The following is a 22,342-nucleotide window of genomic DNA, read 5'->3' on the forward strand; positions in this document are numbered from 1 at the left end:
CTTGCCTCCTAGGCGCCCGCGCCAACTTTCTATTAACAACTCTTTCCTAAGCGAACCTACTCCGAACCGGGAATTCACAAAATGGCGATCAAGGTATTCATCGTAGACGACCACCCTCTTGTACGTCAGGGACTGGCGCAAATCATCAGCAGCCAGGAGGACCTGGAGGTTTGCGGTGAAGCGGAAGACGCTTCCTCCGCCATGCGAGGCATCGACAACACCAGCCCGGACGTCATCATCGTCGACATTTCCCTGCAGGGAAACAACGGGCTGGAGCTGATCAAGAACGTCAAAGCCATCCACGAGACGATTCCCATTCTGGTCTTCTCCATGCACGACGAGTCCATCTACGCCCAGCGCGCTCTGCGGGCCGGCGCCAAGGCTTACGTGATGAAGAAGGAATCCTCGGAAAAGATCGTGGAGGCCATTCGCAAGATCCTTAAGGGCGAGATCTACGTCAGCGCTCGTGTAGCCGACCAAGTGCTCCACCAGATCGTCAGCGGTCCATCCAACGCCGCCGCATCACCCGTCGACCGACTCACCGATCGCGAACTCGAAGTCGTCCAGCTCATCGGACGCGGTCTCTCCACCCGAGAAATCGCCGAAAGCCTGCACCTCAGTGTGAAGACCATCGAGTCCCATCGAGCTCACGTGAAGGAAAAGCTCAACCTGCGCAACGCCACCGAGCTCGTTCAGTTCTCGGTCCAGTGGGTCGACCAGCAAGACAACTAGCTGCCCCGACAATCACTTTTGGACGCCACGGGCAAACGAGCCCGAAGGCGTTCGCGATCCAGCCGATCCCGTTCGCGAGGTCGGCTTTTTCGCGTCCCTAGCGAATCCTCTCTAGGAGTTCGTTCAGGCAAAAGGAGGCGACGCGATCAGCGTTTAACCAGCTGCCCGACAAGCATTTCGCTATGCCAAGCGCAGAGGCGCCCCGATTGTATCAGCGAGGCGATTTCGGATATCATGTTCCCCTCCCTAACGACGAAACATGATCCAACAGAACCTTCCCCAAAGGGTGCTTCTCATCGACGAGCACCCAGTCTGCGGCCTTGGACTGAACGCCCTCTTCGCCAAACACGGCAACTACCTGCTGGTGCAGCAGGCCCAGCGCCTGCGCGAGCTGTCCGACACCCTCAAAGTCGACCTCATCATCGTGGAAATCGGGTCCCTCATGCCCAAGGGCGTAGCCGCCCTTCGAGAGCTTAAAAACCGCTACCCGCAAGCTTCCCTTCTGGTCATCAGCAGCTACGACGAGCGCCTCTACGCCGAGCGCTGCCTTAAATCCGGGGCGTCCGGCTACCTGATGAAAACCCAGCCGCTGCCCGACCTGCTCGCCGCAATCGAAACCGTCGCCAGCGGCGGACTCCACGTGAGCGAGCGCGTCAAGACCGTGATGGTCAACAAGCTGGCGGGACAGGAGCCCGAAGGCGACGAGCCCGGATTCGACTGCCTGTCCGACAAGGAGCTCCTCATCATCGAGCAAATCGGGCTGTCAAAAAACAATAAAGAGATCGCTCAGGCGCTGCAAATCAGCGTAAAGACGATAGAGTCTCACCGGTCGCGCATCAAAGCGAAGCTCAAGCTGGACAGCCCGCAGGAGTTGATGCGCTACGCGATGCGCATGCATCCAGTTTAGCAACTTCTACACAGCCCCTTTCGAGTGAACGAACGCAACCGGTCAGACTATCCAAACGGCACCGCACTACTGGCGGAGGACGACGAGCTCATCCGTGACATCGTCACCCACTACCTTCACCGACTGGGCTACGACGTGCTCGAAGCCGCCAACGGAAAAGCGGCTATCGATATCATCGATCAGCTGGAAAACGGAAAACTCGATCTGATCGTGACCGATTTGCTGATGCCGAAGGTCGGCGGCGAGGCGGTCATAGAGACCGCAAAGCAGCGCGGCGCCTGCGATCGCTTCCTCGTCATGTCCGGATTCAGCGAACTCTCCCAGAATCCGAACGCCGCCCAGGAAAGCTCGCTATTCATCGAGAAGCCCTTCACCTTCGGCTCCTTCGAGGAGAAGCTGAGCGCCCTGCGGCATCGATAGCGATCCCAGCGGCTTTCGCCCTCCGCGATCCGCATCCAAGACGCATTTTAGTGTTGCGCATCGCGGCGGATCGTTTCTTTTAGACCGCTTTCACGCTAGAGACCAGCGGCCACACCGCTCGCCTCCGCGGAAGCGCCTCCCTCGAGGTGTCAGCGTCTAGCCCAGCGAAACCTTGGCTAGGGATCGTCAAACGACCTTCCGACCTTCCGTGAAATTCGAAAACGAAACACAAATGGCTAGCAGCACTTCTGTAGATAAGACTCAAATCATCAGCGACTTCAAGACGCACGATTCCGACACCGGCTCCGCCGACGTGCAGATCGCCCTCTTGACCGCTCGCATCAACCACCTCACGGAGCACCTTCGCGAACACCGCAAGGACTTCCACACCCGCCGCGGCCTTCTGGCCATGGCCGCTCGTCGCCGCAAGCTTCTCAACTACCTGAAGAAGCACGACCTGGAAAAATACAACGAGCTCCTGCAGCGCCTGAACCTCCGCAAATAACGCGGCAACCGTGGCGTTCACCTCAGGTCACTCATTGCAAAACGAGCGATGTTGATCACTTTCCAAGCCTGCGAATACCCATTCGCGGGCTTTTTCGCATAACTAACCATATGTAAACCAACCCCGACGACCCGGGAGAACAGAGATCCGTCTGAGGATTTTTCCGAATGCGGCCCACTCTCCCCCCAAGCCCCACAGCTCGGCCCCATTCGGAAAATTCTTCAGATTTTAGACCGATCCCGTTCTCCGAGTCGTCATCCGAAAAGACGTAACGAAAAGAATGATACAGAAACATAGCATCACCGTCGACGATCTCGACATCACATTCGCCACCGGCGATGTGGCAAACCTCGCCTCCGGCGCCGTCACCGTGACCTGCGGCGAAACCAGCCTCTTCGTCTCCGCCACCGTGGCCAAGACCATCCGCGAAGGTCAGGACTGGTTCCCCCTCACCGTCGACTACCGCGAAAAGTACGCCGCGGCCGGCCGCATCCCAGGCGGCTACTTCAAGCGCGAAGGCCGTCCTTCCGAAAAGGAAATCCTCACCTCCCGCCTCTGCGACCGTCCCTGCCGCCCCCTCTTCCCGAAGGGCTTCCTCAACGAGGTGCAGATCATCGGCTTCCTGCTCTCCGCAGACCAGGTCAACGACGCCGACATCCTTATGGTGAACGGCGCATCCGCCGCTCTCGCCATCTCCGACATCCCTTGGAACGGCCCCATCGGCGCCGTGCGCGTGGGACAGATCGACGGACACTTCGTGGTCAACCCGACCGTTGAAGAGCAGTACGCCTCCGACCTCGACCTCATCTACGTCGGCACCAAGGACGAAATGCTCATGATCGAAGGCTCCGCCGACCAGCTGCCGGAAGATCGCTTCCTCGAAGCCCTCGAATTCGCCCACGAAGCCATTCAGCCAGTCATCGCAGGCATCGAGCAGCTCCGCTCCGAAGCCGGCAAGGAGAAGAAGGAATTTCCTCTCTGCGTGCTGGAAGACGACGTGCGCCAGATCGTCAACAACCTCGTGGGCGACCGCATCAAGGAAGCCTGCGCCGCTGGAGACAAGCAGGAGCGCAACGCCAAGATCGACGAGCTCAAGGGTCTCGCCGAGGGAGCCCTGGAAGAAAAGTACGGAGACGACTACAACCCAGCCCAGCTCAACATGGCCATGGAAGAGCTGCTGGAGCACACCTACCGCAAGTCCATCCTACAGGACAACACTCGCGCTGGCGGCCGCAAGCCGGACGAACTGCGCGAACTCAAGAGCGCGGTCGGCGTGGTGCCTCGCGTACACGGTTCCGCCCTCTTCTCGCGCGGCGAAACGCAGGCCCTCGTTTTGACCACTCTCGGTCCGGCCAACGAATCCCAAAGCCTCGACGCCGTCACCGGAGGACCGTCCAAGAAGTCCTTCATGCTGCACTACAACTTCCCTCCCTTCTCCGTTGGCGAAACCGGACGCTTCGGCTCCCCCGGCCGTCGCGAGATCGGACATGGAGCGTTGGCCGAACGTTCGCTTCTGCCGGTCGTGCCCAGCGAGGACGTTTTCCCGTACACCATCCGCATCAGCTCCGAGATCATGGCTTCCAACGGCTCGACCTCCATGGCCTCGATCTGCGGCGGCTGTCTCTCCCTGATGGACGCAGGCGTGCCCATCACCGATCCAGTCGCAGGCATCTCCTGCGGTCTCGTCTCTGAAAACGACGAGTCCGGCAAGATCTCCAAGCACATCGTTCTCACCGACATCCTCGGCGAAGAAGACCACTTCGGCGATATGGACTTCAAGATCGCCGGCACCAAGAACGGCATCACCGGATTCCAGCTGGACCTCAAGATCAACGGACTTCCCTTCGACATCGTTCGCGAGTCCGTGGCCCAGTCCCGCGAAGCTCGTCTGGCCATTCTGGAAAACATGGCCTCCGCCCTCGAAGCGCCTCGCGAAGAGGTCGCCGCTACCGCTCCACGTATCGCCACCGTGCAGATCAACCCGGAGAAGATCGGCGCCCTCATCGGTCCAGGCGGCAAGAACATCCGCCGCATCGTCGAAATCACCGGCGCTCAGATCGACATCAACGAGGACAACTCGGGCCGCGTGAACGTCTACGCCACCAACGAAGACGCCATGAAGCGCGCCCTCCACGAAATCGACCTGGTTTGCGGCGAAATCGAAGAAGGCAAGATCTACCGCGGCATCGTCAAGGCCACCAAGGAATTCGGCTGCTTCGTCGAAGTGCTTCCTGGCCAAGAAGGTCTGGTGCACATCTCCGAGCTGGCTGACTTCCGCGTCCGCAAGACCGAAGACGTCTGCAAACCGGGCGACGAAATGGTGGTCAAGTGCATCGGCGTCGACGAGCGTGGACGCGTTCGCCTGAGCCGCAAGGCCGCTCTCGAAGAGCTCGAAGCGCGCAAGGCAGCCAAGCAGGCCGCCGCGGAGGAAGACGCTCCCGCCGATTCCGAAGCCGCTGAAGAGCAGGAAGAGTCCAGCGAAGAAGAAACCGCCAAAGCGTAATCAGTTTCAACCACAGCGCCCTAGGCTCTCCGCAGCCTAGGGCGCTTTTTTGTACGCTCGCGCGTTTCTCGGAAACGCCGCTGCGAAAATCGTAATCCATGTGGCCGCTTTTCTGCGAAACGCGCTCAATCTCGGCGACTGATGATGCGAAAAACGCGTCAACCGCTTTCTAAAAAACCGATCCCCCATTCAACATCCCATGCCCAAGATCCTTATCGCCAACGACGACGGCATCGATTCGCCCCTGCTTCTCGCCCTCGTATCCGAATTTCAACGACTCGGCCAAGTAGTCGTCGCCGCCCCACGCTACGAGCAGAGCTGGGTGGGAAAATGCATGAGCCGATTCAAGGAAATCGACGTCATCGAACGCAAGGACCTCCCCTGCGAGGCGTACTCCATCTCCGGCTCGCCCGCGGATTGCGTCAACCTCGCGCTCGGCCACCTGCTCGACGAGCTGCCGCGCTGCGTCATCTCCGGCATCAACGTCGGCCACAACGCGGGCCTCGCCTACCTGCTTTCCTCCGGCACCGTGGGGGCCGCTCTCGAAGGCGCTCTGCACGGGATACCGTCATTCGCCGCTTCCTTGGGACTGGCTCGTGGCGACTACGACCGCCTGAAAGACGATCCTCAGGCCCTCGGCGACGCGCTCGGCGCCAAGGCCGCCCTCGCCGCGAAGATTCTCGCAGACTTCGTGGAGACGAAACTGCAAAGCAACGAGCCCGCCTACGGCGTCGTGCACAAGATCAATTTTCCCAGCGCCCCGCTCGAAGGAGCCACGATCGTGCCCTCCAATCCCGCTCTCACCGTGGCTGGCAGCTTTTTCCAGTATCGCCAATCAGGATACAACTTCGCCTATCGCGAACTGGGCGAAAACCAGGAAGCATCGCCGACCGATCGGGAAACGCTGAAATCGGGCCACATCAGCTACTCCAAGCTCGATTTCTCGCGACTCGGTCGCTTAGCTTGAGCCAGTCCGTTCACCACATTCCGCCATGGCCCAAGTCAACCGCGCCCTGAAGCGAGCGTTTCTCAAGCTTCTCTCCGAACCCAAGCGCCTCGCTTTTCTCGAAAAGCACCCGAACTACCGAAAGGCGGCCCCCGAAGGCATGCGTTTCGTCTTCGACCAATACCTGGGCAAATACTCCGTCAACATCGACACGCGCTACAAAGTGGAGCGCATCATGTGGACCGGCAAGTTCGAGGAAAAACTGGTGGCGCTGGCCCGTCGTGTCGTTCAGCCGGGCGACACCTGCTTCGACGTGGGGGGGAACGTGGGAGCCATTTCCATCGCCCTCGCTGAAGCGGTCGGGGAAGGCGGACGCGTTCACACCTTCGAGCCCAATCCCACCAACTTCGCGCGCCTCAGCGCGAACCTCGAGCTCAACCCCGAGCTGCGCGGCCGCGTCACCCTCAACAACGTCGGCATCAGCGACCAGCCAGGAACGCTCTACTGGAGCGAAGACCCGGGGAATCCGGGCAACGGAATGCTCGGCGATCAGGGCGACATCGAATCAAAGGTCATCACTCTGGACGCCTACACTCAGGAAAACGACGTGCAGGAGCTTTCCTTCATGAAAGTCGATGTGGAAGGGATGGAGCTGCAGGTCTTCAAGGGGGCCGAAGAAACGCTGAAGCGATTCAAGCCCACCCTTTACTTCGAGACTTTGAGCCGCTTCAGCAGCGGTCCCGAGCGCGACAACTTTCTCAAGATCGAGACCTATCTGCTCTCGCTCGGCTACACGCTCAACAAACTGCATCCGGACGGCACGCTCACACCATCCACCATCGGCAGCGCCGGCTCCTACACCGTGGCGACGGCTTAGCGATCCGCGGCCCGTATCTTAATCGTCGATACAAAACCGCGAATCGCGTTCGAAAAAAGTCCTCACGGCTCCTCGTCGAGCCAGCGTATCGGACTTTTCGCTACATTCTTGCGGCGAGCTTCTGGTAGCGATCGAAGAGCTGAGATCGCTGAGCGAGCAGCTCGTCGGCCTGCGGGTCGACTTCCTTCATGCCCTCGAATACCGCCTTTTGAAACTCCTCCTGGCTCTCCTGGATTTCCTCCTGGGCAGCTACGCTCTGCACCACCGGATTGATCTGCGTGCGCAGGGTACGAAACTCTTCGATCTTCTCGTTGATCTCCGGACTCCGCTCCATCGCAGGCATTCTCAGCTCAGGGTGGTCCTTTAGCTCTTCCACCAGCTGATCCTGACGCTGAAACTTGTTTTCCATCTCTGGATTGTGAGCGATAGCCGCTTGGCGGAGCTCCTTGAAAAACTCGTCCTGAGCCGCCTGGAGCTCCTCGCTCTGCATGGCCTTGTCCTCGATCTCCTGGATCTTCGCTTCCACGACCTGCAGCTGCTGACGCACCTCGATCAATTCCTCCTGGACCTCCGGATTCGCAGCCGCCTCCTCAGGTTGCATTTCCATACCGCTGGATTGCGCATTGCTCTGTCCTACCGCAGTTCCAACAAAAAGCCCGATCGAAGCGAACGCGGCTAAAGCCTTTTTGAGCCCTTGCCCCAGTCTTTCTGCAAAATCTTGGTTCTTAGTGAGTAACATAGTTGGTGTCTCCGTTTTCAGTTGTTTGTATTGGTCGTTCTCCTCCTTTTTTCCAAAGGATGCGACCCGACTACGGACTCCTCTCTTCATTTCCCGTTCCAACCTCTCTCCGCCGAATTCCCAGCTGCTGCTCTCGCAGCGAGACTCAAGTTCGCGTCCGCCGCCTATCATTGACAGCGGCCAGCGCAACGCCTACTCATCTCGCTCCTTCAACCAAAGTCAGAGAATGAAACCTTCTGAAAAACCGAATCGACCCTTCTTTTCATCGGGCCCCTGCTCGAAGCGACCGGGCTGGAGCCTCTCCGCCCTCGAAGACGCTCTGGTCGGCCGATCCCATCGAGCCAAGCTCGCCAAAGCGCGCATCCAGGAAGTGATCGATCGATCCAAGAAGATCCTCGGCATTCCCGAGGACTACGTTTGCGGCATCGTTCCCGCCTCTGACACAGGCGCTGTGGAAATGGCCCTCTGGTCCCTTCTGGGAGCCCGCGGAGTCGACATGCTCGCTTGGGAATCCTTCGGCTCCGGCTGGGTCACCGACGTCATCAAGCAGCTCAAGCTGGAAAACGCACGCACGCTGACCGCTGACTACGGACAGATCCCCGACCTTTCCCAAGTGGATTTCGCCAACGACGTGGTCTTCACGTGGAACGGAACCACCTCCGGCGCCAAGGTGCCAAACGGAGACTGGATCCCTGCCGACCGAGAAGGCCTCACCATTTGCGACGCCACATCCGCCGTGTTCGCCATGGACATGCCATGGGACAAGCTCGATGTCGTCACCTGGTCCTGGCAGAAGGTCATGGGCGGCGAAGCAGCTCATGGCATGATCGTGCTCAGCCCTCGCGCCGTCGAGCGCCTCGAGAGCTACGTGCCCGCGTGGCCGCTGCCAAAGATCTTCCGCATGACCAAGGGCGGCAAGCTGATCAGCGGCATCTTCGAAGGGGCGACCATCAATACCGTTTCCATGCTCGCCGTGGAGGACGCAGTGGACGGCCTCAAGTGGGCCGAGGAGATCGGCGGACTGCCAGCCCTCATCCAGCGCAGCGACGCCAACCTCGCCGCGATCGAGGAATGGGTGGAGAAATCCGACTGGATCGGCTTCCTCGCTGAGGACAAAGCCATCCGCTCCAACACGTCCATCTGCCTCTGCATCACCGACGAGTGGTTCACCAGCCTGCCTGCGGACCAACAAGCCGCTGCGGCCAAGAAGATCGTTTCTCTTCTTGAAAAGGAGGAAGTCGGCTACGATTTCGGCTCCTATCGCGACGCCCCGACCGGTTTCCGCATTTGGGGAGGGGCCACCGTGGATACAGCAGACATCAAGGCGCTGCTGCCTTGGCTGGACTGGGCCTATGCTGAAGTCAAAGCGGGCAACTAGCCTCGCTTCATCTCGGAAACTTCATTTCAGACCTTCGAAACGCCTCGCCCACCCGCGAGGCGTTTTTCTTGATTGCGCCGAGCCTCCCGAGCATGCGCCTCGGATTCGTCAGGAGATCCCAAAGTAAAGACGCTTCGCCAGACTCCAGCCCATTCCGCCAATCAAATAGCCAAAGCCCGCCACGAGCAGCCAGTGGGACTGCAGGTGGTACGAGCCGAACGCTCCCGCCAACGATCCGAGAAAAAACGATAGCGAAAGAAAAAACGGCACCCCGATTCGCCAGCCTTCGATGTTTCGGCTACGGGAGCGCATGCCGAGCATCACTCCCAAATCCGTCAGCAAGCCTGTCACATGCGTCGTGCGCAAGATGGAGCCGCGATACCGAGTCGCCAAAGCGTTCTGCAAGCCACAGGCTACTCCCGATAGGCCGATGGCCGCCTCCACACTCCAGTCCATCAGCCCGAAAGCCAACAGCAGCATCAGTCCGATGCCGCTGATCACGCGGCCATAGGGCTTTCTCATTTCCAGCTTGGACGCATGTAGTAAATAACCGGATACAAACGCGCCAGCGATAAACCCTAGCGTTGCCAGCCCCACTCGAGCCAAGCTTCGTCCAACGGCCGTGTCGATCGAAGAGAGTTCGATCGCTACCCGCGTCAGGTCACCTGTCAAATGGCTCACCGAAGCGCCGGTCTGCAGGATGAAGCCCACATTCACAAACGCGGCTCCAAACGCGAGGAAACAGCCTCCGAGCAACACGTGCCTTGGACTGATCTCATGGACCATCATGCCTTCGAAGTCTCCGTTGATCTGTTCAGGCCTTCGGCAGGATCGGCTTCTTGTCCCACGGCAGGTTCACCTTCTCCGGGCGTTTTCCCCAGACCTCGTATTCATCGAACAACTTCGCTGGATTTAAAATGCCTTTCGGATCCAAGGCCTTCTTGATCGCCCGCATGGCAGCCATTTCCGCCTCGTTTCGGGCGTATTTCATGAACGGCGTCTTCGCCAAACCGATTCCGTGCTCGCCCGAAATGGTGCCGCCGAGAGCGACGACTTTCTTCATGAGATCGTTCACCGCCCCCTTCGCCCGACGTCGCTGATCTTCGTCGTCGCGATAGTACATGATGTTCACGTGGAAGTTTCCATCCGCGGCATGCCCGAAGGTCGGCATGGACAGCTTCCACTTCTTCTGCAGCTGCTTGAGGAACCGGGCGAACTTGGCCTGGCTTTCCAGCGGCACCACGATGTCCTCGTTTATCTTGGCGTCGCCCAGCGCGAACATCGCCCCGCTGCACTTGCGCCGCACCGACCAAAGCGTGTCCGTTTGAGCCGCAGTCTTCGCTTCACGATACGCGAGTCCATAGGCTTTCGCCCACTCGATCGCTTTTTTCTTATCTTCGCGCAGCACGCTAGCCGGACCGTCAAACTCGACCAAAAGCAAGGGTTTGAGCGAAAGTCCCTTGAAGAGCTTCACACCCGCGATCTCCTCCGCGCAGTAAACCGAGTTCGTATCCAGAAACTCCAGGATAGACGGATTCTGCCCTGCGAGAAGCAAACGCTGCACCGCCTCCAGAGCCTTGAGGTCGTTTTCGAAGGCCACCAGCACCGTCCAGGTCTTTTCGGGTTTGGGCAGCAGACGAAGCACAGCCTTGGTGACCACTCCGAGCGTGCCCTCGCTGCCGATCCAAAGATCGCGCACGTTATAGCCCGTAGCGAACTTCTTGTATTCACCTCCCCATGACACCTTTTCTCCCGTGGGTAGGTAGCCCTCCAACGCCAGAATGAAATCGCGAGTGACGCCGTATTTGGCGCAACGCATGCCTCCCGCGTTGCAAGCCACGTTTCCCCCGATGGTGCAGTACTTTTGCGAGGAAGGGTCCGGAGGATAAAACAGCCCTTGCGCTTCCGCCGCGTCCTGAATGTCCTTCACCACCGCCCCTGGCTGCACCACCGCCATGGACTTGCCTTTCAGTATCTTGATCCGGTTCATCCTGGAAACGTCCAATACCCAGCCGCCCTTGATCGGAGAAGCCGAACCGGTGAGCGAGGTGCCAGCGCCCCGCGTAGTGACCGGAATGCCAAAGTCGTTGGCCAGCTTCAGCGTCGTTTCCACGTCCCTCTCGCTGCGAGCGAGAACCAGCGCCTCATAGGCGAACGACAGCTTGCTGCTGTCGAAGGACGCCATGTACTTGGATGCTTCGTCGAGCTTGACCTTGCGACTGCCGAGCGTTTCCAGCAAAGCCTCGGTAGCCTTTTGAAATTTCTTCGATGCGCGTGACATAAAGGCCGCATCAAGAGTCAAGCGGGCCTGTTTGGCAACCCCGCAAAGGTGGAACCGCCTATCGCAGCAAGGCCCGCCACTTGAGCCCCGAGAAATGGATGACCGCGAAATAAAGCCCCGATCCGACCAGGATCAATCCCCCGACCGTCGCCAGCAAGGCTCCCAGCCCATCGCCGAACCAAACGACGAAGAGCGACCGACCAAACCAAACGCCTACGCCCATCAGGGCCGCAGCGATAGCTATTCGAGCCGAGTCCGCAAGCAGCTCGCGAAGACGCGTATCCAAATTCTTTCGACGCAAGGCCAGGTGCAGCAAAACCGCTTGAGCGATGGCCGCGAAATTGCTCGCGATGGCTAGGCCGACCGCCCCAAATCGCTTCATCAAGGCCAGACTCAACGCTATGTTCACAACGAATGCGAGCGCTGCTACCCTGACTGGCGTTTGCGTGTCCTTGAGCGAGAAGAATGCCCGCGTCTCCACCGAAACAAAGGAATAAAACGGCATGCCGATGGCGAAAACCACCACTAGCGGGATGGTGGACGCGGTATCCTCTTCCGAGAAAAGCCCCCGCTGGAAAAGCAGGTCGATGATCTCCGGAGCCAGCACGGCCAAACCCACCGCCGATGGCAGCGCGAAGAGCAGGCAGAGCAGGATGCCGCGTTTATACGTTTCCGCGAAAGCGGACATCCGATTCGCGGCAATGGCCTGGGACAAGGCCGGAAAGATCACGGTGGAAATGGCGATGGCGAAGACTCCGACCGGTAGCTCCACCAAGCGATTCGCGTAGTACAACAAGGAGGCCGCGGCGTCGCTCACGTAAAACGCCAGCCCGCGACTGACAATGATATTGATCTGAAAGACCGCGGCTCCGAAAATCCCCGGAACCGTGAGCAGAGCGACCTCGCGCAACTTGGGCGAGACTCCGAGGTCGAACTCCGGTCTCCACCCTTCCTTGAGCAAAGCCACGGCTGGCACCACCATCTGCAGAGCCCCACCAACCATGGCGCCTCCACAAAGCCAATACGTCCGGCTTTCGATATCGCCCGCAAGCCACCAGCCTCCGATTCCCAACGCCACCACCATGCTGACGTTCAGCCAAACCGCGGTGAGTGCGGGAATACCGAAGCGGGCGAAGAGGTTCAATACGGCAGCGAAAACCGCCGCCACGCAAATGAGCAGGATGTAGGGAAAGACGACCTTGCCCAAGTTCGCAGCGATTACCCACTTTTCGGATACGGAGGAATGGCTCAGCATGGCGAACCCTAGCCAGGCCAGAACAATCAATGTCGCGCAGATGAGGATCAACCAGCTTAGCGTCTTGTTGACCAGACGATGCACCGCGTCCCGTCCGTTCGTCTCCAACTCGTCGCTGAGATTCGGCATCAGAGCCGCGGTCAGCGCCCCTTCGCCCAATAGGCGTCTAAAGAGATTGGGAAGCGTGAATGCGATGATGAAAGCCGAGTTCCAGACCGAGGTCCCCAGCATGGCGCTCGTCATCATGTCTCGCACCAAACCCGCCACCCGCGAAAGCATGGTGAACGACGACACGAGACCGATCTTGGAAACGAGCTGGGAAAAGGCCATTGGCCGGTTATGATTCAGGCTATTTGCAGAGCTGCAAGCCATTTGCTGCAGCTCGTATTTTCAGATCCGATACACCGATCGGCACTGGCGCCCCCCTCGCTCGACTCCCTTCCGCTAGGAGGCGCGACGGAGGCCGACCTCCACGATCATCTTGTCCGACTCGAGCTCGATGCTTTTGATGTTCTGCCACATTTCGACGAAGTCTTCCGGCCACTCCGTACTGGCGAGCTTTGACGAGATCATAGAAGAGATCATTCCTCCGACGGCGGGCACGGGCAAGGAATTCACCCGCATGCTATCGATCACCAGCTCCGGTCCAGCCTCCGAGTTCTCAAAGTGAAGCCGAGCCTGCACCAGCATCTCGAAGCGATCGCCCGTCGGGTTCATGACCACCTTCACGCTCGCGTGCATCACGTCCCCGTCGATGCGCACATTGAAATTTTCAAGGCTCGTCGAGCTCTCCTCCGCGTCGTCAGCGCCTTCCTTCTCCGGCTCGAGGCTGCCGATGAAATAGTTGATCTCCTCTTCGGAAAAGGAAACGGGGCCGGGGGTGCGTCGTTGGATTCTGGAGACGGCGCTGCGAGCGTTGGTCGTTTCCGCAGCCGCCTTTCGACCGGCTTTGAAGTCCGTACCGTAGTCCCCCAGCTTTCGCGGCGCGTCCGCGTCCGGCAATTTGGATACAGCGTTGACTGGCTCTGTGATCAGTAGCCAGATCCCCAGCAAGACGCCGAGAGAAACGCCGGAGCAACCTGTCATGATAACGGATAGAAGCGTCGGCTCCTTGGGCTTAAGTTTTTTCATACAAACAAGGATTCAAATGGTTAGGAGCGCTTCTCCAGATCGCGAAACGCGTATCCCATAAGGTAGAAATAGAAAATGCCGCCGAAGAAGAACGCGATGGGGATCAGCGGCCAGCCGAGAAGGCAGATGCCGAGATAGGCCAAGGTCGGAACCACGTACTGCACCGCTGCACCCTTGAGCATCAGGCCGAGAGCCTCCACGTTGAAGCAGTCCGCGATATCCTGCTTGACCATGTAGAGATAGAGGGCTGCGCTGAGCAGAGGTCCCACGATGAATACGACCGGGATCAAGGGGATTTGAGCGATCAGCCCGTCAAAGGTGAAATAGGTGCAGGCGGCCACTAGGCCCAGCGGCAGACCGGCGAAGATGAGGCCAATCACCAGAAAGCGGAGGCCATCGAGAAACAGCCCTTTCAGGTCGTCCCATTCCGGCAAGGCCATCTCTCGCCCTCGTTTGCCCATCGCGAACACCTGATACAGATAGCCCAGCACCAGAAAGTTGACGATTGGGATGATGCTGAGGACGGCGCCGATGGCGCACTTCTTCAGCCAGGTGCTATCTGAAAAGACGCGTTTAGATACTTGCTCGATCGTGGGCATTTCGAATGCTGGTGTTAATAATAACGTTTCCAATACGCGCATTTCAAATGGAGTTCAAAGAGAAATTACGGGCATACCAGAGCCAGGTTGAGTCAGCTATAGGCGAATACCTACCCGCTGAGGGCACGCGTCCAAGCCGTATCCACCAAGCCATGCGCTACAGCATGCAAGCCGGCGGAAAGCGCCTAAGGCCCGTATTGGTGCTCAGCGCCGCGGAACTCTTCGCCGGAAAAACGGATCCCACGCCCGCAGCCATCGCCGTCGAGTGCCTGCATACCTATTCCCTCATCCACGACGATCTGCCCTCCATCGACAACGCCGACCTGCGCCGCGGCGCCGCGACCTCCCACAAGCAGTTCGACGAAGCCACCGCAGTGCTGGCGGGCGACGCCTTGCTGACCTACGCCTTTCAGCTCATCGCCCGTCACTACAAAAGCCAGCCTAGCCTGTGCGCAGGCTTGGTCTCGGAGCTCAGCGAAACCGCCGGCAGCGAGCGATTGATCGGCGGCCAGGTCGAGGACATCCTGGGCGAAGGAGCTCCCCTCTCGGAAGACACCTTGAACTTCATCCACCTGAACAAGACCTCCGCCCTCATCGAATGCTGCCTGGTCATGGGCGGCATCATCGGCGAGGCCAGCGACGCTCAGCGGGATACGCTGCGGGCGTTCGGACGAGAAATCGGCATCGCCTTTCAAATCATCGACGACATTCTCGACGCCACCAGCGACGCCGAAACCTTGGGCAAAAACACCGGTTCCGACGCCGAGCTGGAGAAAACGACCTACGTCAAGCTGCACGGCTTGCAGCGGTCGCGCGACATCGCTCATCAGCGCACCCAAAAAGCGATCCAGCTCTGCCAATCTCTGCCCGGGGACACCAGTTTCCTCGTAGGCCTCGCGTCCTACCTGGAAAACCGTATCCGATAGCCCGGATGCCGGCATCGCCTCGCATTTCCTTCGTCTCGGCCCTGCACAACTGCCTGCCGCTCACCCAGGCCATGCTGCGCAGCCTCGAGAACACGGTTTCTCTCGAGGACAAGGAGATCGTGCTGGTGGACGATCGATCCAGCGACGATACACCGGCCTTTCTGGACGACTACCAAAAGCGGCCCAACGTCACCGTGCTGCGAAACGCCCAAAACCTCGGTTTCGCCGCCTCCAACAACCTCGGAGCCGCAGCTTCCAAAGGCGACATCCTGGTCCTGCTCAACAATGACCTGGAGCTGACCCCTGGCTGGCTGGAGCCGATGCTCTCCCTGCTGGAATCGCTGCCTGACGCGGGCGCCGTGGGAAACGTGCAGCGAAACCTGGAAACCGGTCTGGTCGATCACGCGGGCATCTTCTTCGGCTTGGACGGCATGCCGACCCACGCTCACAAAAATCGCCGCAATCCCCCCAAGGGCCCGTGGATCGAGCGCAACGCGGTCACCGCAGCCTGCATGGCCATCCGGAAGCGCGACTTTCAGAGCGTGGGCGGGTTCGACGAAAGCTACCGCAACGGCATGGAGGACGTCGATCTGTGCATGAAACTGCGCCAGGCGGGCCGGCGGCTCTACGTCTCGCTAGAGAGTCGGATCGGACACCACATCAGCGTCTCGCCGGGACGAAACCTGAACAACGAGCGCAATACCGAGATCTTCCGCCTGCGCTGGAGCGAGTTCGCCAAACCTTTTGGCAAAGAAGAGTGGCCGCGCGAATACTTGCGACGCTACGCCCGCTACTGGTGGCGCATGGACCCGCCGCTCGCGGCAAAGGCGCTCTTTTTGCTGTTGTTTCGATAAAGGGAATCGGAATTGCCTTCAAATGCGTACCCATTCGCGCTACCTGCTCCCTTTCCCGTATTCACGCTAGATGATTAGGTCTCTCTTCCAGTCGAAAGCTCGCAACCCGATCCACGAGCGCTGTTCCAGCGACAGTTTCACCCAACTCCGCTCTAAATACGCCCTGTACTACCGCATCGCGGAAAAGCAGAACGGCACTCGCGTCACCGTGGACGGGAAGGATCTGGTGATGCTGGCGAGCAACGAATACCTTGGTCTCTCCCAACATCCAAAAGTCATCGAAGCAGGAAAGACCGCCCTGGAAAAGTGGGGCAGCGGCACCATGGGAGCCCGCTCGGCCAACGGCGGACGCGGCTTCCACCGAGAGCTCGAAGAGGAGCTGGCGGACTTTTTGGGCAAGCAGGCCTGCCACGTCTTTTCCGCCGGCTACCTGGCATGCATGGCGTCCATCACCGGATTCGCCCAGCGCGGAGACTGCGTGCTGGTGGACAAGAACATGCACTCCAGCGTGTGGGACGGCATCCGACTCTCCATGGCCAGCGTGGAACGCTTCTCCCACAACAGCGCCTCCCACCTCGCCAGTTTGCTCGAAGTGCTCGATCCGCAGCAAGCCAAGCTGCTGGCCATAGAGGGAGTCTACTCGATGGAAGGCCACATCGGCGACCTGCCGGCTCTGGTCGATCTGGCGGAGCAGCACCGCTGCTTCGTCAGCCTGGACGATGCCCATGGTCTAGGCGTCCTTGGGGAAAACGGTCGCGGCACGGCGGCCCATTTCGGACTCACGGAGAAGATAGACATCATCTGCGGCAGCCTCTCGAAATCCCTGGCCAGCACCGGCGGATTCGTGGCCGGCGACGCCGAGCTCATCGAATTCATGCGCACCCACAGCAAGCAGTCCATCTTCAGCGCCGCGATCAGTCCCGCCCAAGCGGCTTGCGCTCAAGCGGCCTTGCGCGTGCTGCAGGAGGAGCCCGAGTGGAACCAGCGGCTCTGGGCGAACACCCGTCGCTACAAGGCCCTGCTGGACGAGCTGGGCCTCGACACCTGGCAAAGCGAAACCCCGGCCATCCCCATCGTGCTCGGCACCCGCGAAAAAGCGTACTACTTCTGGAAACGCCTCTGGGAAAAGGGCGTGTTCACCATCATCTCCACCGCCCCAGGCGTTCCTCCCGGCAAGGACCTGGTTCGCACCGCCATCTCGGCGCGACACAGCGAGGAGGATTTCGAAATCATCGAGTCCGCCCTGCGCTACGCCGCCTCCAAAATGTGAAACGGGGGGCGAGCGTCCGGCTACTCGCGCACGCCCACTCGCACCAGCGCTCCTTCGGAGAAACGGCTCTCGTCGAGCTGCAGCTCCAGCGTCTCGTAATACGCCCGCTCCTCATGGACGATCTGCCAGTTCTCGAGGTCCTCGCTCTGGTACAGCTCGTAGATGAAGCCCGGATCGGTATCCACCAACAGGCGCAGACCGCTTCCCGGAACGAGATCGAGATCCACGATGCGAGGAGCCACGTCGCCCACCGTTCGATTCATGCGGTCTCCAAACAAGGCTACCAGCTCCCCATCGGTGACGTCGTAGGGGTCCAGAAAATCCGCGTCCTGATAGGAAGGCGGAATCCAAGGACGCGAAAACCGAAAGTAGTCCACCGACGCCCGCAAGTCGGGAGTCCCCCGCTCGGATGCGGTTTGGTTGTGCTGCAGAGCATCCATATCCTGCGCCGTTTCCCAGTCCGTGTAGGCGATCATGCCGACCTGTACCGTATCGGGCATATCACTACGATAGTAGCGACGATGCACTTCCCAAGCCTCTCCCTCAAGCTGTCGCAAAACGATGAATACATCGCCCACTCTAGCGATCTGCAGCAAGGCGCTTGGGCTTCCGCTATCCAATGACAGATTCGAACTGCTGTTGAACGTGGTCTCCACCTCGAACTGGTACGCGCCCGGATCGTTCGCCATGCCTAGGGAGAGAAAGAGGTAGTTCTCTCGGTTCGGATTCCAGTCGTCAGGCGACGCCATCTCGTCGCGAGGCATCCGCGCCATGATGCCGGCTAGGCTATACAGCGAGCCCGGCGGCCCATCGCCTGCCAGATTTCGTGGTTCCACCTGCATGGTCGCCACGAAGTCGCCTTGCACGTTCTTGTAGACCAAAGCTCCCCGCCAGTCCTGATACCAGGAGCTGGCCCGAGGGACCAGAGTCAGGCGCCCCTCGCGGGTCGATCCGATATCGATGCTCTCCAGCTGGTCAGCTCCCCAGCCTTCGGTTTGATAAACGCGATGCCAATCCGAAAGGCTCGCCGGGTCGTCAAACTCGTCCGAGAGCTTAGTCAGGTCATCCGCGTACGTGGGCGCGATAAACGCGACGCAGGCGGCCGCGAGGGCATTTGGTAACAGCAACTTAAGCACAATGAGCCCCACCTCGACGCCGCCCCCTCGATCCTAAAGCCCCACCTCGGATTAGGAGAGATTACTCCCCGCCGCTCCCTCAATCGCACACTTGCTCCCGCTTGGCGCTAGGTCCTGCAACTCGATTTCCCGCGGGCATCTTCGCGTATGGCACTAGAGAGCCTCCGCGTCCCGGAAAAGGACCAGGGACCAACGAAACGCTCGAGCGGAGGTCGTCGTTTCGCCAGCGAAATCGAACGTTCGCCAGCCGCCTGCGGCCTTAGTGGTCCGCGTTCGCCGGCAGCTGGCTACTGACCTCCGGGCAAATCGTATCCAAAATCTCCCGGGCCGTATCAGACCATTTGGGCAGCAAATCGAACTGGATGCCCTCGTAGAGTTCGACCAGCAAGTGCGGGTTTTCGAACAGACGCTTCAGCTGCTCGGCCATGGCCTCGGGATCTTCGTTGTTGAAAAAGCAGCACCCGCCAAAACGCGACGTCTCGCGAGTCGGTGCGAGCTTGGAGCTCAGCACCGGCAAGCCGCACCAAAGCGATTCCAGCACCGGCAGTCCGCATCCCTCCGCTCGCGACGAAAACAGCATCAGGCTCATGCGTCCCATCAACGCCTTCAGAGCCTCGTCCTCCAAGTGGCCATGCAAACGCACCGGTCGCCCGTTTCGCTCCATGCGCTTGATGCGCTTTTCGATGTCCTTGCCGAAGTACGGATTGGCCCGACCAACCACATGGAGGTTGAACTCCAAGCCCTCGTCCCAAAGCCGATTGCACGCGTCGAGGGCGATATCCTGCCCCTTTCGCTTCTCGATGATCCCAAGCATCAGCACGTCGAACGGCCGGACCAAGGGACGCGAGGAGCGGATCGGATCTGGAAACAGCCCGTTGGCTCCGAGCTGGATCGATTTGACCGATGGAGCGTACTCGTAGCCCAACCACTCCCAGTACTCCTCCAAAACGATTGAGCTGTGGGCGGAAACCGCGAACACCCCATCGAATCGGCTGAGCATCTTCATGTAGCTCGGATGACGCTGCACGCTGTGCGGCCAGGTGAATTCCGGATGGCGCAGCGGGATAGCGTCATGAAAAATCGCATACGAACGGCAGCGTTCCGAACCTAGAAACGCCTCGATGCCAGGACGCTCGAAGTCGCTGAAAAGTTCGGCCGTGAGAAAGACGTCCTCCGGTTCGATGGAAAACTTGGAACCGTAGCTGGGAGCTTTGAAGGTCTGCTTGCGATCGCTCCACACCACCTCCACCAGACGGTCCCCTAAGGCGTTCTTCAACTCCTCCTTCAAACAGTTCGAAACGCGAAGCACTCCCGAATAATGCGACTGCTTGCAGGTCTTGGTTACGTCGAATAGGATTTTCCCGGTCATGTCGTATGGTGTATTGCTGATTGCCTTGATTCGAAACGTGCGACATTTGCCGGAAGTCTCAAGCGGCCGCTTCGAAAAATCACTCAATATTCAGGACCCGCGACAGCTCTTGCAGCAAGCGAGCGGAATTGCGCTTCGCTACGAACTCGCGCTCGACCCAGTCGCGAGCCGATCGCGCCAGTCTATCCCTTAGGGTCCGGTCCACCTGAAGTCGCCGGCACGCCGCTACCCAGCCTTCCGGTTCCGTCACGGGACGGAGCAAACCCGTTCTCTCGTTAGCGATCGCCTCCACCACCCCGGATACGGGCGAAGCGATGACGATCGCCCCTGACGCCATGGCCTCGGGAATCACGTTGGGCAAGCCGTCCCGATCTCCGCTGGCGGCTACCACGCCTGTATGAAACAACAGGTCAGCCCACTCCAACTGACGCATCACCTCCGCCTCGCCAACGCGACCCATCAGAAACACCCGCCCACCGAGTCCCGATTGCTCGATCCAGCCGCGAAGCGAATCCTCCAGCGGACCGTCCCCGATGATGCGCGCCTCGAAGTCGACTCCCGCATCGAGCAAGGCGCGATAGATCGCCACCTGATAGGGAAAGCCCTTTTTCTCCACCAGACGCGCCACGCAGACGATTCGCAACTGAGGCCAGCTAAGGCGCGGCTTTTCGAATGCCGGCAATCGATTCAGGCCTCTTCGTATCAGACGAGCTTTCGCCGGGTCGCATAGCCTGCGTATCCGCTTCCTCGCTACATCGGTGGAGGTGTGCACAAGCGCCGCTCTGGCCAGTTTTTCCTCCAACAGCCAGTCGCCTCCGTGTTCAAAAACGTCATACGCATGCGCACCCGTGGAAAACGGCAGCCCCGTCAGCTCCGCCAGCAGCATCCCGTACGCAGCTGGCCCTCCCGACCAGACGCAGTGGACGCAATCGTAGTTCCGTTTCGACATCGTCCTCGCATCGACCAAAGCCGCGCCGAAGCCGAGCAGGTTCTCGAAGAGATTGAGCAAGGACGCGGGCTGGCAGGCGTTCAATCGCGTCATCAACCGAACCAGCTCTCGCGGCTTCCGAATCCCCCACCAGGGGAGCCATATGAAAAGCGTAAGCAGCGACCACTTGGAGAAGAGACGCACAGGATGCCCCTCGAAGTCGGCTGAGCCCTTGTGCAGCGAGAGGATATCCAACTCCGCGCCAATCTCCAGCAGGGCCCTGACCTCCCGCTGCAGGAAGGTCTCGGAGAACACGGGAAAGCTTGTCGTTACATAGAGGATACGCATCGGGTCCGGACGAAACGGATCAAACTACGCCACCATCACTCGCCGACAACTTTTAAAACCGGGCGTTCCTGGGCGCCAGTTCCTTCGCGAGCCAACTCCACCAAGAGGCGCACCGTATCCCGCGGATCGTCCATGAAGCGCATTTTTGAAAAACGCTTCTTGAGGTCCCTGAACTTGTCAGGAGAGCGATACCAATCTCCAAGCAGCTTCTCCAGATCCTGCGTTTTGGCGATCATCTCCGCGGCGTCGTCCTGCAGAAAGTACTTCACCGTCAGCTTCTCCTGCGGCATCACGCCGCCAAATCCGTTGAACACGATGGGGCATTCGAAATGCAGAGCCTCCGCGCAGGTGGTGGTGCCGCCGCGCGTGATGACGAAATCAGCCGCCTGCATATAGAGATGGATTTCATTGGTGTAGCCAGTGATGTTGCAGCGAAAGTCGGGATTCTCATGACTCCAGCGCGTCACCTGAAGAAATACCTTCTGATTGCGACCGCAGACCACTACCGCCTGGTATTGGTCGGCATGACGCTTCAAAACCTCCAGGATGGCGATGTGATTGTTCGCTCCCGCCCCACCGGTGGTGAGAAATACGATCTTGCGATCCGAACGCAGTCCCAGACGCTCGGTGATAAACCGGTGGCGTTCGATGGGCGAAAGCGTCTCCCGATACACGCGCGGCATCAGAAACTGTCCCCTCACTTCGATGCGTGACGGGTCGAGCTTCAGCGCCTTCACCGCGAAATCGCGGGCTGTCGCGGTGCGAGAGATGTAGAGATCGACCGTAGGCTCCACCCAATTGCGACTGTATCCATACCCGCCGGAAAACTCCGAGCAATAGGTGGCGCAGCGCACGTGTTTCCCTAGAATCCTTCGGGCTTCCTGAAAGTAGCCGCGATTGAGGCAATCGTGCACGCTGAACACCAGGTGCGGGCGGTAGCTTTCGATCACCTCGGTATAGTAGCGACGACCGAGCGTGACACGCGTCTTGTTCAAAAAGCTCATCCCCTCCACCAGCAGGTAGTAGGGATGGTGCAGCCAAGGAGCGTGCCGCTGGATGAAATTATAGAAATGGACCCCGAATCGGGCCACGCGGGAGGAGTCCTCCAGCATGCTCTCCACGCGCACATCGACTTCCCATCCGTAGAGCTCGCGCACCCAGCGCCGAAAAGCCGTCGCCCGAGCATCGTGCCCCCCACCGGTGCTTGATGTTAAAACGAGTATTCTGATTCCCGACAC

The 22,342-nt window shown here is 59.5% G+C and carries 21 protein-coding genes; 11 read left to right on the forward strand and 10 right to left on the reverse strand.

Features of this window, described 5'->3' with window-relative positions:
• Positions 1-81 precede the first annotated feature (81 nt).
• The 7 genes from QEH54_RS03825 to QEH54_RS03855 all read left to right on the forward strand — a co-directional run bounded on the left by QEH54_RS03825 (position 82) and on the right by QEH54_RS03855 (position 6,890).
• Positions 82-732, forward strand: coding sequence for a response regulator transcription factor (locus QEH54_RS03825; RefSeq protein WP_309017300.1), 651 nt, complete (start codon positions 82-84; stop codon positions 730-732).
• Positions 733-991: 259 nt separating this feature from the next.
• On the forward strand, positions 992-1,639 hold the full coding sequence (locus tag QEH54_RS03830) for a response regulator transcription factor (protein ID WP_309017301.1): 648 nt from the start codon (positions 992-994) through the stop codon (positions 1,637-1,639).
• A 24-nt stretch (positions 1,640-1,663) separates the two neighbouring features.
• Positions 1,664-2,059 carry a response regulator gene (locus tag QEH54_RS03835; RefSeq protein WP_309017302.1) on the forward strand — a complete coding sequence of 132 codons (396 nt, stop codon included), beginning with the start codon at positions 1,664-1,666 and terminating at the stop codon, positions 2,057-2,059.
• 232 nt (positions 2,060-2,291) lie between these two features.
• Entirely contained in the window at positions 2,292-2,564 is a 273-nt protein-coding gene (gene rpsO, locus QEH54_RS03840; RefSeq protein WP_309017303.1) for a 30S ribosomal protein S15, read from the forward strand.
• A gap of 280 nt (positions 2,565-2,844) precedes the next feature.
• Positions 2,845-5,067, forward strand: a complete 2,223-nt coding sequence (gene pnp / locus QEH54_RS03845; protein ID WP_309017304.1) for a polyribonucleotide nucleotidyltransferase — start codon at positions 2,845-2,847, stop codon at positions 5,065-5,067.
• A 199-nt stretch (positions 5,068-5,266) separates the two neighbouring features.
• Entirely contained in the window at positions 5,267-6,034 is a 768-nt protein-coding gene (gene surE, locus QEH54_RS03850; RefSeq protein WP_309017305.1) for a 5'/3'-nucleotidase SurE, read from the forward strand.
• Between the two features lie 25 nt (positions 6,035-6,059).
• A complete protein-coding gene (locus QEH54_RS03855; RefSeq protein ID WP_309017306.1) occupies positions 6,060-6,890 on the forward strand; it encodes an FkbM family methyltransferase in 831 nt (276 codons plus the stop codon).
• Positions 6,891-6,990: 100 nt separating this feature from the next.
• Here the strand turns inward: QEH54_RS03855 and QEH54_RS03860 are convergent, their stop codons facing one another.
• A complete protein-coding gene (locus QEH54_RS03860) occupies positions 6,991-7,497 on the reverse strand; it encodes a hypothetical protein (protein ID WP_309017307.1) in 507 nt (168 codons plus the stop codon).
• Between the two features lie 358 nt (positions 7,498-7,855).
• On the opposite strand from QEH54_RS03860, the gene QEH54_RS03865 reads away from it, so the two are divergent.
• The gene (locus tag QEH54_RS03865; protein ID WP_309017308.1) at positions 7,856-9,007 is read left to right on the forward strand and encodes a phosphoserine transaminase; all 1,152 of its coding nucleotides are present in this window, start codon (positions 7,856-7,858) and stop codon (positions 9,005-9,007) included.
• A 108-nt stretch (positions 9,008-9,115) separates the two neighbouring features.
• On the opposite strand, the gene QEH54_RS03870 is transcribed toward QEH54_RS03865, so the two are convergent.
• From QEH54_RS03870 to QEH54_RS03890, 5 genes are all read right to left on the reverse strand, one after another.
• A complete protein-coding gene (locus QEH54_RS03870) occupies positions 9,116-9,796 on the reverse strand; it encodes a YoaK family protein (RefSeq protein ID WP_309017309.1) in 681 nt (226 codons plus the stop codon).
• A 25-nt stretch (positions 9,797-9,821) separates the two neighbouring features.
• A complete protein-coding gene (locus QEH54_RS03875) occupies positions 9,822-11,288 on the reverse strand; it encodes an FAD-linked oxidase C-terminal domain-containing protein (RefSeq protein WP_309017310.1) in 1,467 nt (488 codons plus the stop codon).
• A 58-nt stretch (positions 11,289-11,346) separates the two neighbouring features.
• On the reverse strand, positions 11,347-12,873 hold the full coding sequence (gene murJ, locus QEH54_RS03880; protein WP_309017311.1) for a murein biosynthesis integral membrane protein MurJ: 1,527 nt from the start codon (positions 12,871-12,873) through the stop codon (positions 11,347-11,349).
• A gap of 114 nt (positions 12,874-12,987) precedes the next feature.
• The gene (locus tag QEH54_RS03885) at positions 12,988-13,674 is read right to left on the reverse strand and encodes a hypothetical protein (RefSeq protein WP_309017312.1); all 687 of its coding nucleotides are present in this window, start codon (positions 13,672-13,674) and stop codon (positions 12,988-12,990) included.
• A gap of 20 nt (positions 13,675-13,694) precedes the next feature.
• Positions 13,695-14,273, reverse strand: a complete 579-nt coding sequence (locus QEH54_RS03890; protein WP_309017313.1) for a DUF4013 domain-containing protein — start codon at positions 14,271-14,273, stop codon at positions 13,695-13,697.
• A 47-nt stretch (positions 14,274-14,320) separates the two neighbouring features.
• Here QEH54_RS03890 and QEH54_RS03895 point away from each other — a divergent pair, with 47 nt between their 5' ends.
• The 3 genes from QEH54_RS03895 to QEH54_RS03905 all read left to right on the forward strand — a co-directional run bounded on the left by QEH54_RS03895 (position 14,321) and on the right by QEH54_RS03905 (position 17,323).
• Positions 14,321-15,199, forward strand: a complete 879-nt coding sequence (locus tag QEH54_RS03895; RefSeq protein ID WP_309017314.1) for a farnesyl diphosphate synthase — start codon at positions 14,321-14,323, stop codon at positions 15,197-15,199.
• Positions 15,200-15,204: 5 nt separating this feature from the next.
• Positions 15,205-16,053, forward strand: coding sequence for a glycosyltransferase family 2 protein (locus tag QEH54_RS03900; RefSeq protein WP_309017315.1), 849 nt, complete (start codon positions 15,205-15,207; stop codon positions 16,051-16,053).
• Positions 16,054-16,123: 70 nt separating this feature from the next.
• Positions 16,124-17,323 carry a pyridoxal phosphate-dependent aminotransferase family protein gene (locus QEH54_RS03905; RefSeq protein ID WP_309017316.1) on the forward strand — a complete coding sequence of 400 codons (1,200 nt, stop codon included), beginning with the start codon at positions 16,124-16,126 and terminating at the stop codon, positions 17,321-17,323.
• Positions 17,324-17,343: 20 nt separating this feature from the next.
• Here QEH54_RS03905 and QEH54_RS03910 read toward each other — a convergent pair whose 3' ends face one another.
• From QEH54_RS03910 to QEH54_RS03925, 4 genes are all read right to left on the reverse strand, one after another.
• On the reverse strand, positions 17,344-18,450 hold the full coding sequence (locus tag QEH54_RS03910) for a hypothetical protein (RefSeq protein WP_309017317.1): 1,107 nt from the start codon (positions 18,448-18,450) through the stop codon (positions 17,344-17,346).
• Positions 18,451-18,718: 268 nt separating this feature from the next.
• A complete protein-coding gene (locus QEH54_RS03915) occupies positions 18,719-19,828 on the reverse strand; it encodes a glycosyltransferase (RefSeq protein WP_309017318.1) in 1,110 nt (369 codons plus the stop codon).
• 79 nt (positions 19,829-19,907) lie between these two features.
• A complete protein-coding gene (locus QEH54_RS03920) occupies positions 19,908-21,104 on the reverse strand; it encodes a glycosyltransferase (RefSeq protein ID WP_309017319.1) in 1,197 nt (398 codons plus the stop codon).
• Between the two features lie 35 nt (positions 21,105-21,139).
• Positions 21,140-22,342, reverse strand: a complete 1,203-nt coding sequence (locus tag QEH54_RS03925; RefSeq protein ID WP_309017320.1) for a glycosyltransferase — start codon at positions 22,340-22,342, stop codon at positions 21,140-21,142.

Source organism: Pelagicoccus sp. SDUM812003 (assembly GCF_031127815.1).
Taxonomy (GTDB): domain Bacteria; phylum Verrucomicrobiota; class Verrucomicrobiia; order Opitutales; family Opitutaceae; genus Pelagicoccus.

Coding starts and splice junctions, on each gene's coding strand:
- surE (WP_309017305.1), top strand. CDS start 5,267: ATGCCCAAGATCCTTATCGCCAACGACGACGGCATCGATTCGCCCCTG.
- murJ (WP_309017311.1), bottom strand. CDS start 12,873: ATGGCCTTTTCCCAGCTCGTTTCCAAGATCGGTCTCGTGTCGTCGTTC.
- QEH54_RS03855 (WP_309017306.1), top strand. CDS start 6,060: ATGGCCCAAGTCAACCGCGCCCTGAAGCGAGCGTTTCTCAAGCTTCTC.
- QEH54_RS03865 (WP_309017308.1), top strand. CDS start 7,856: ATGAAACCTTCTGAAAAACCGAATCGACCCTTCTTTTCATCGGGCCCC.
- QEH54_RS03885 (WP_309017312.1), bottom strand. CDS start 13,674: ATGAAAAAACTTAAGCCCAAGGAGCCGACGCTTCTATCCGTTATCATG.
- rpsO (WP_309017303.1), top strand. CDS start 2,292: ATGGCTAGCAGCACTTCTGTAGATAAGACTCAAATCATCAGCGACTTC.
- QEH54_RS03905 (WP_309017316.1), top strand. CDS start 16,124: ATGATTAGGTCTCTCTTCCAGTCGAAAGCTCGCAACCCGATCCACGAG.
- pnp (WP_309017304.1), top strand. CDS start 2,845: ATGATACAGAAACATAGCATCACCGTCGACGATCTCGACATCACATTC.
- QEH54_RS03830 (WP_309017301.1), top strand. CDS start 992: ATGATCCAACAGAACCTTCCCCAAAGGGTGCTTCTCATCGACGAGCAC.
- QEH54_RS03860 (WP_309017307.1), bottom strand. CDS start 7,497: ATGGAAATGCAACCTGAGGAGGCGGCTGCGAATCCGGAGGTCCAGGAG.
- QEH54_RS03895 (WP_309017314.1), top strand. CDS start 14,321: ATGGAGTTCAAAGAGAAATTACGGGCATACCAGAGCCAGGTTGAGTCA.
- QEH54_RS03870 (WP_309017309.1), bottom strand. CDS start 9,796: ATGATGGTCCATGAGATCAGTCCAAGGCACGTGTTGCTCGGAGGCTGT.
- QEH54_RS03875 (WP_309017310.1), bottom strand. CDS start 11,288: ATGTCACGCGCATCGAAGAAATTTCAAAAGGCTACCGAGGCTTTGCTG.
- QEH54_RS03920 (WP_309017319.1), bottom strand. CDS start 21,104: ATGCGTATCCTCTATGTAACGACAAGCTTTCCCGTGTTCTCCGAGACC.
- QEH54_RS03825 (WP_309017300.1), top strand. CDS start 82: ATGGCGATCAAGGTATTCATCGTAGACGACCACCCTCTTGTACGTCAG.
- QEH54_RS03915 (WP_309017318.1), bottom strand. CDS start 19,828: ATGACCGGGAAAATCCTATTCGACGTAACCAAGACCTGCAAGCAGTCG.
- QEH54_RS03900 (WP_309017315.1), top strand. CDS start 15,205: ATGCCGGCATCGCCTCGCATTTCCTTCGTCTCGGCCCTGCACAACTGC.
- QEH54_RS03890 (WP_309017313.1), bottom strand. CDS start 14,273: ATGCCCACGATCGAGCAAGTATCTAAACGCGTCTTTTCAGATAGCACC.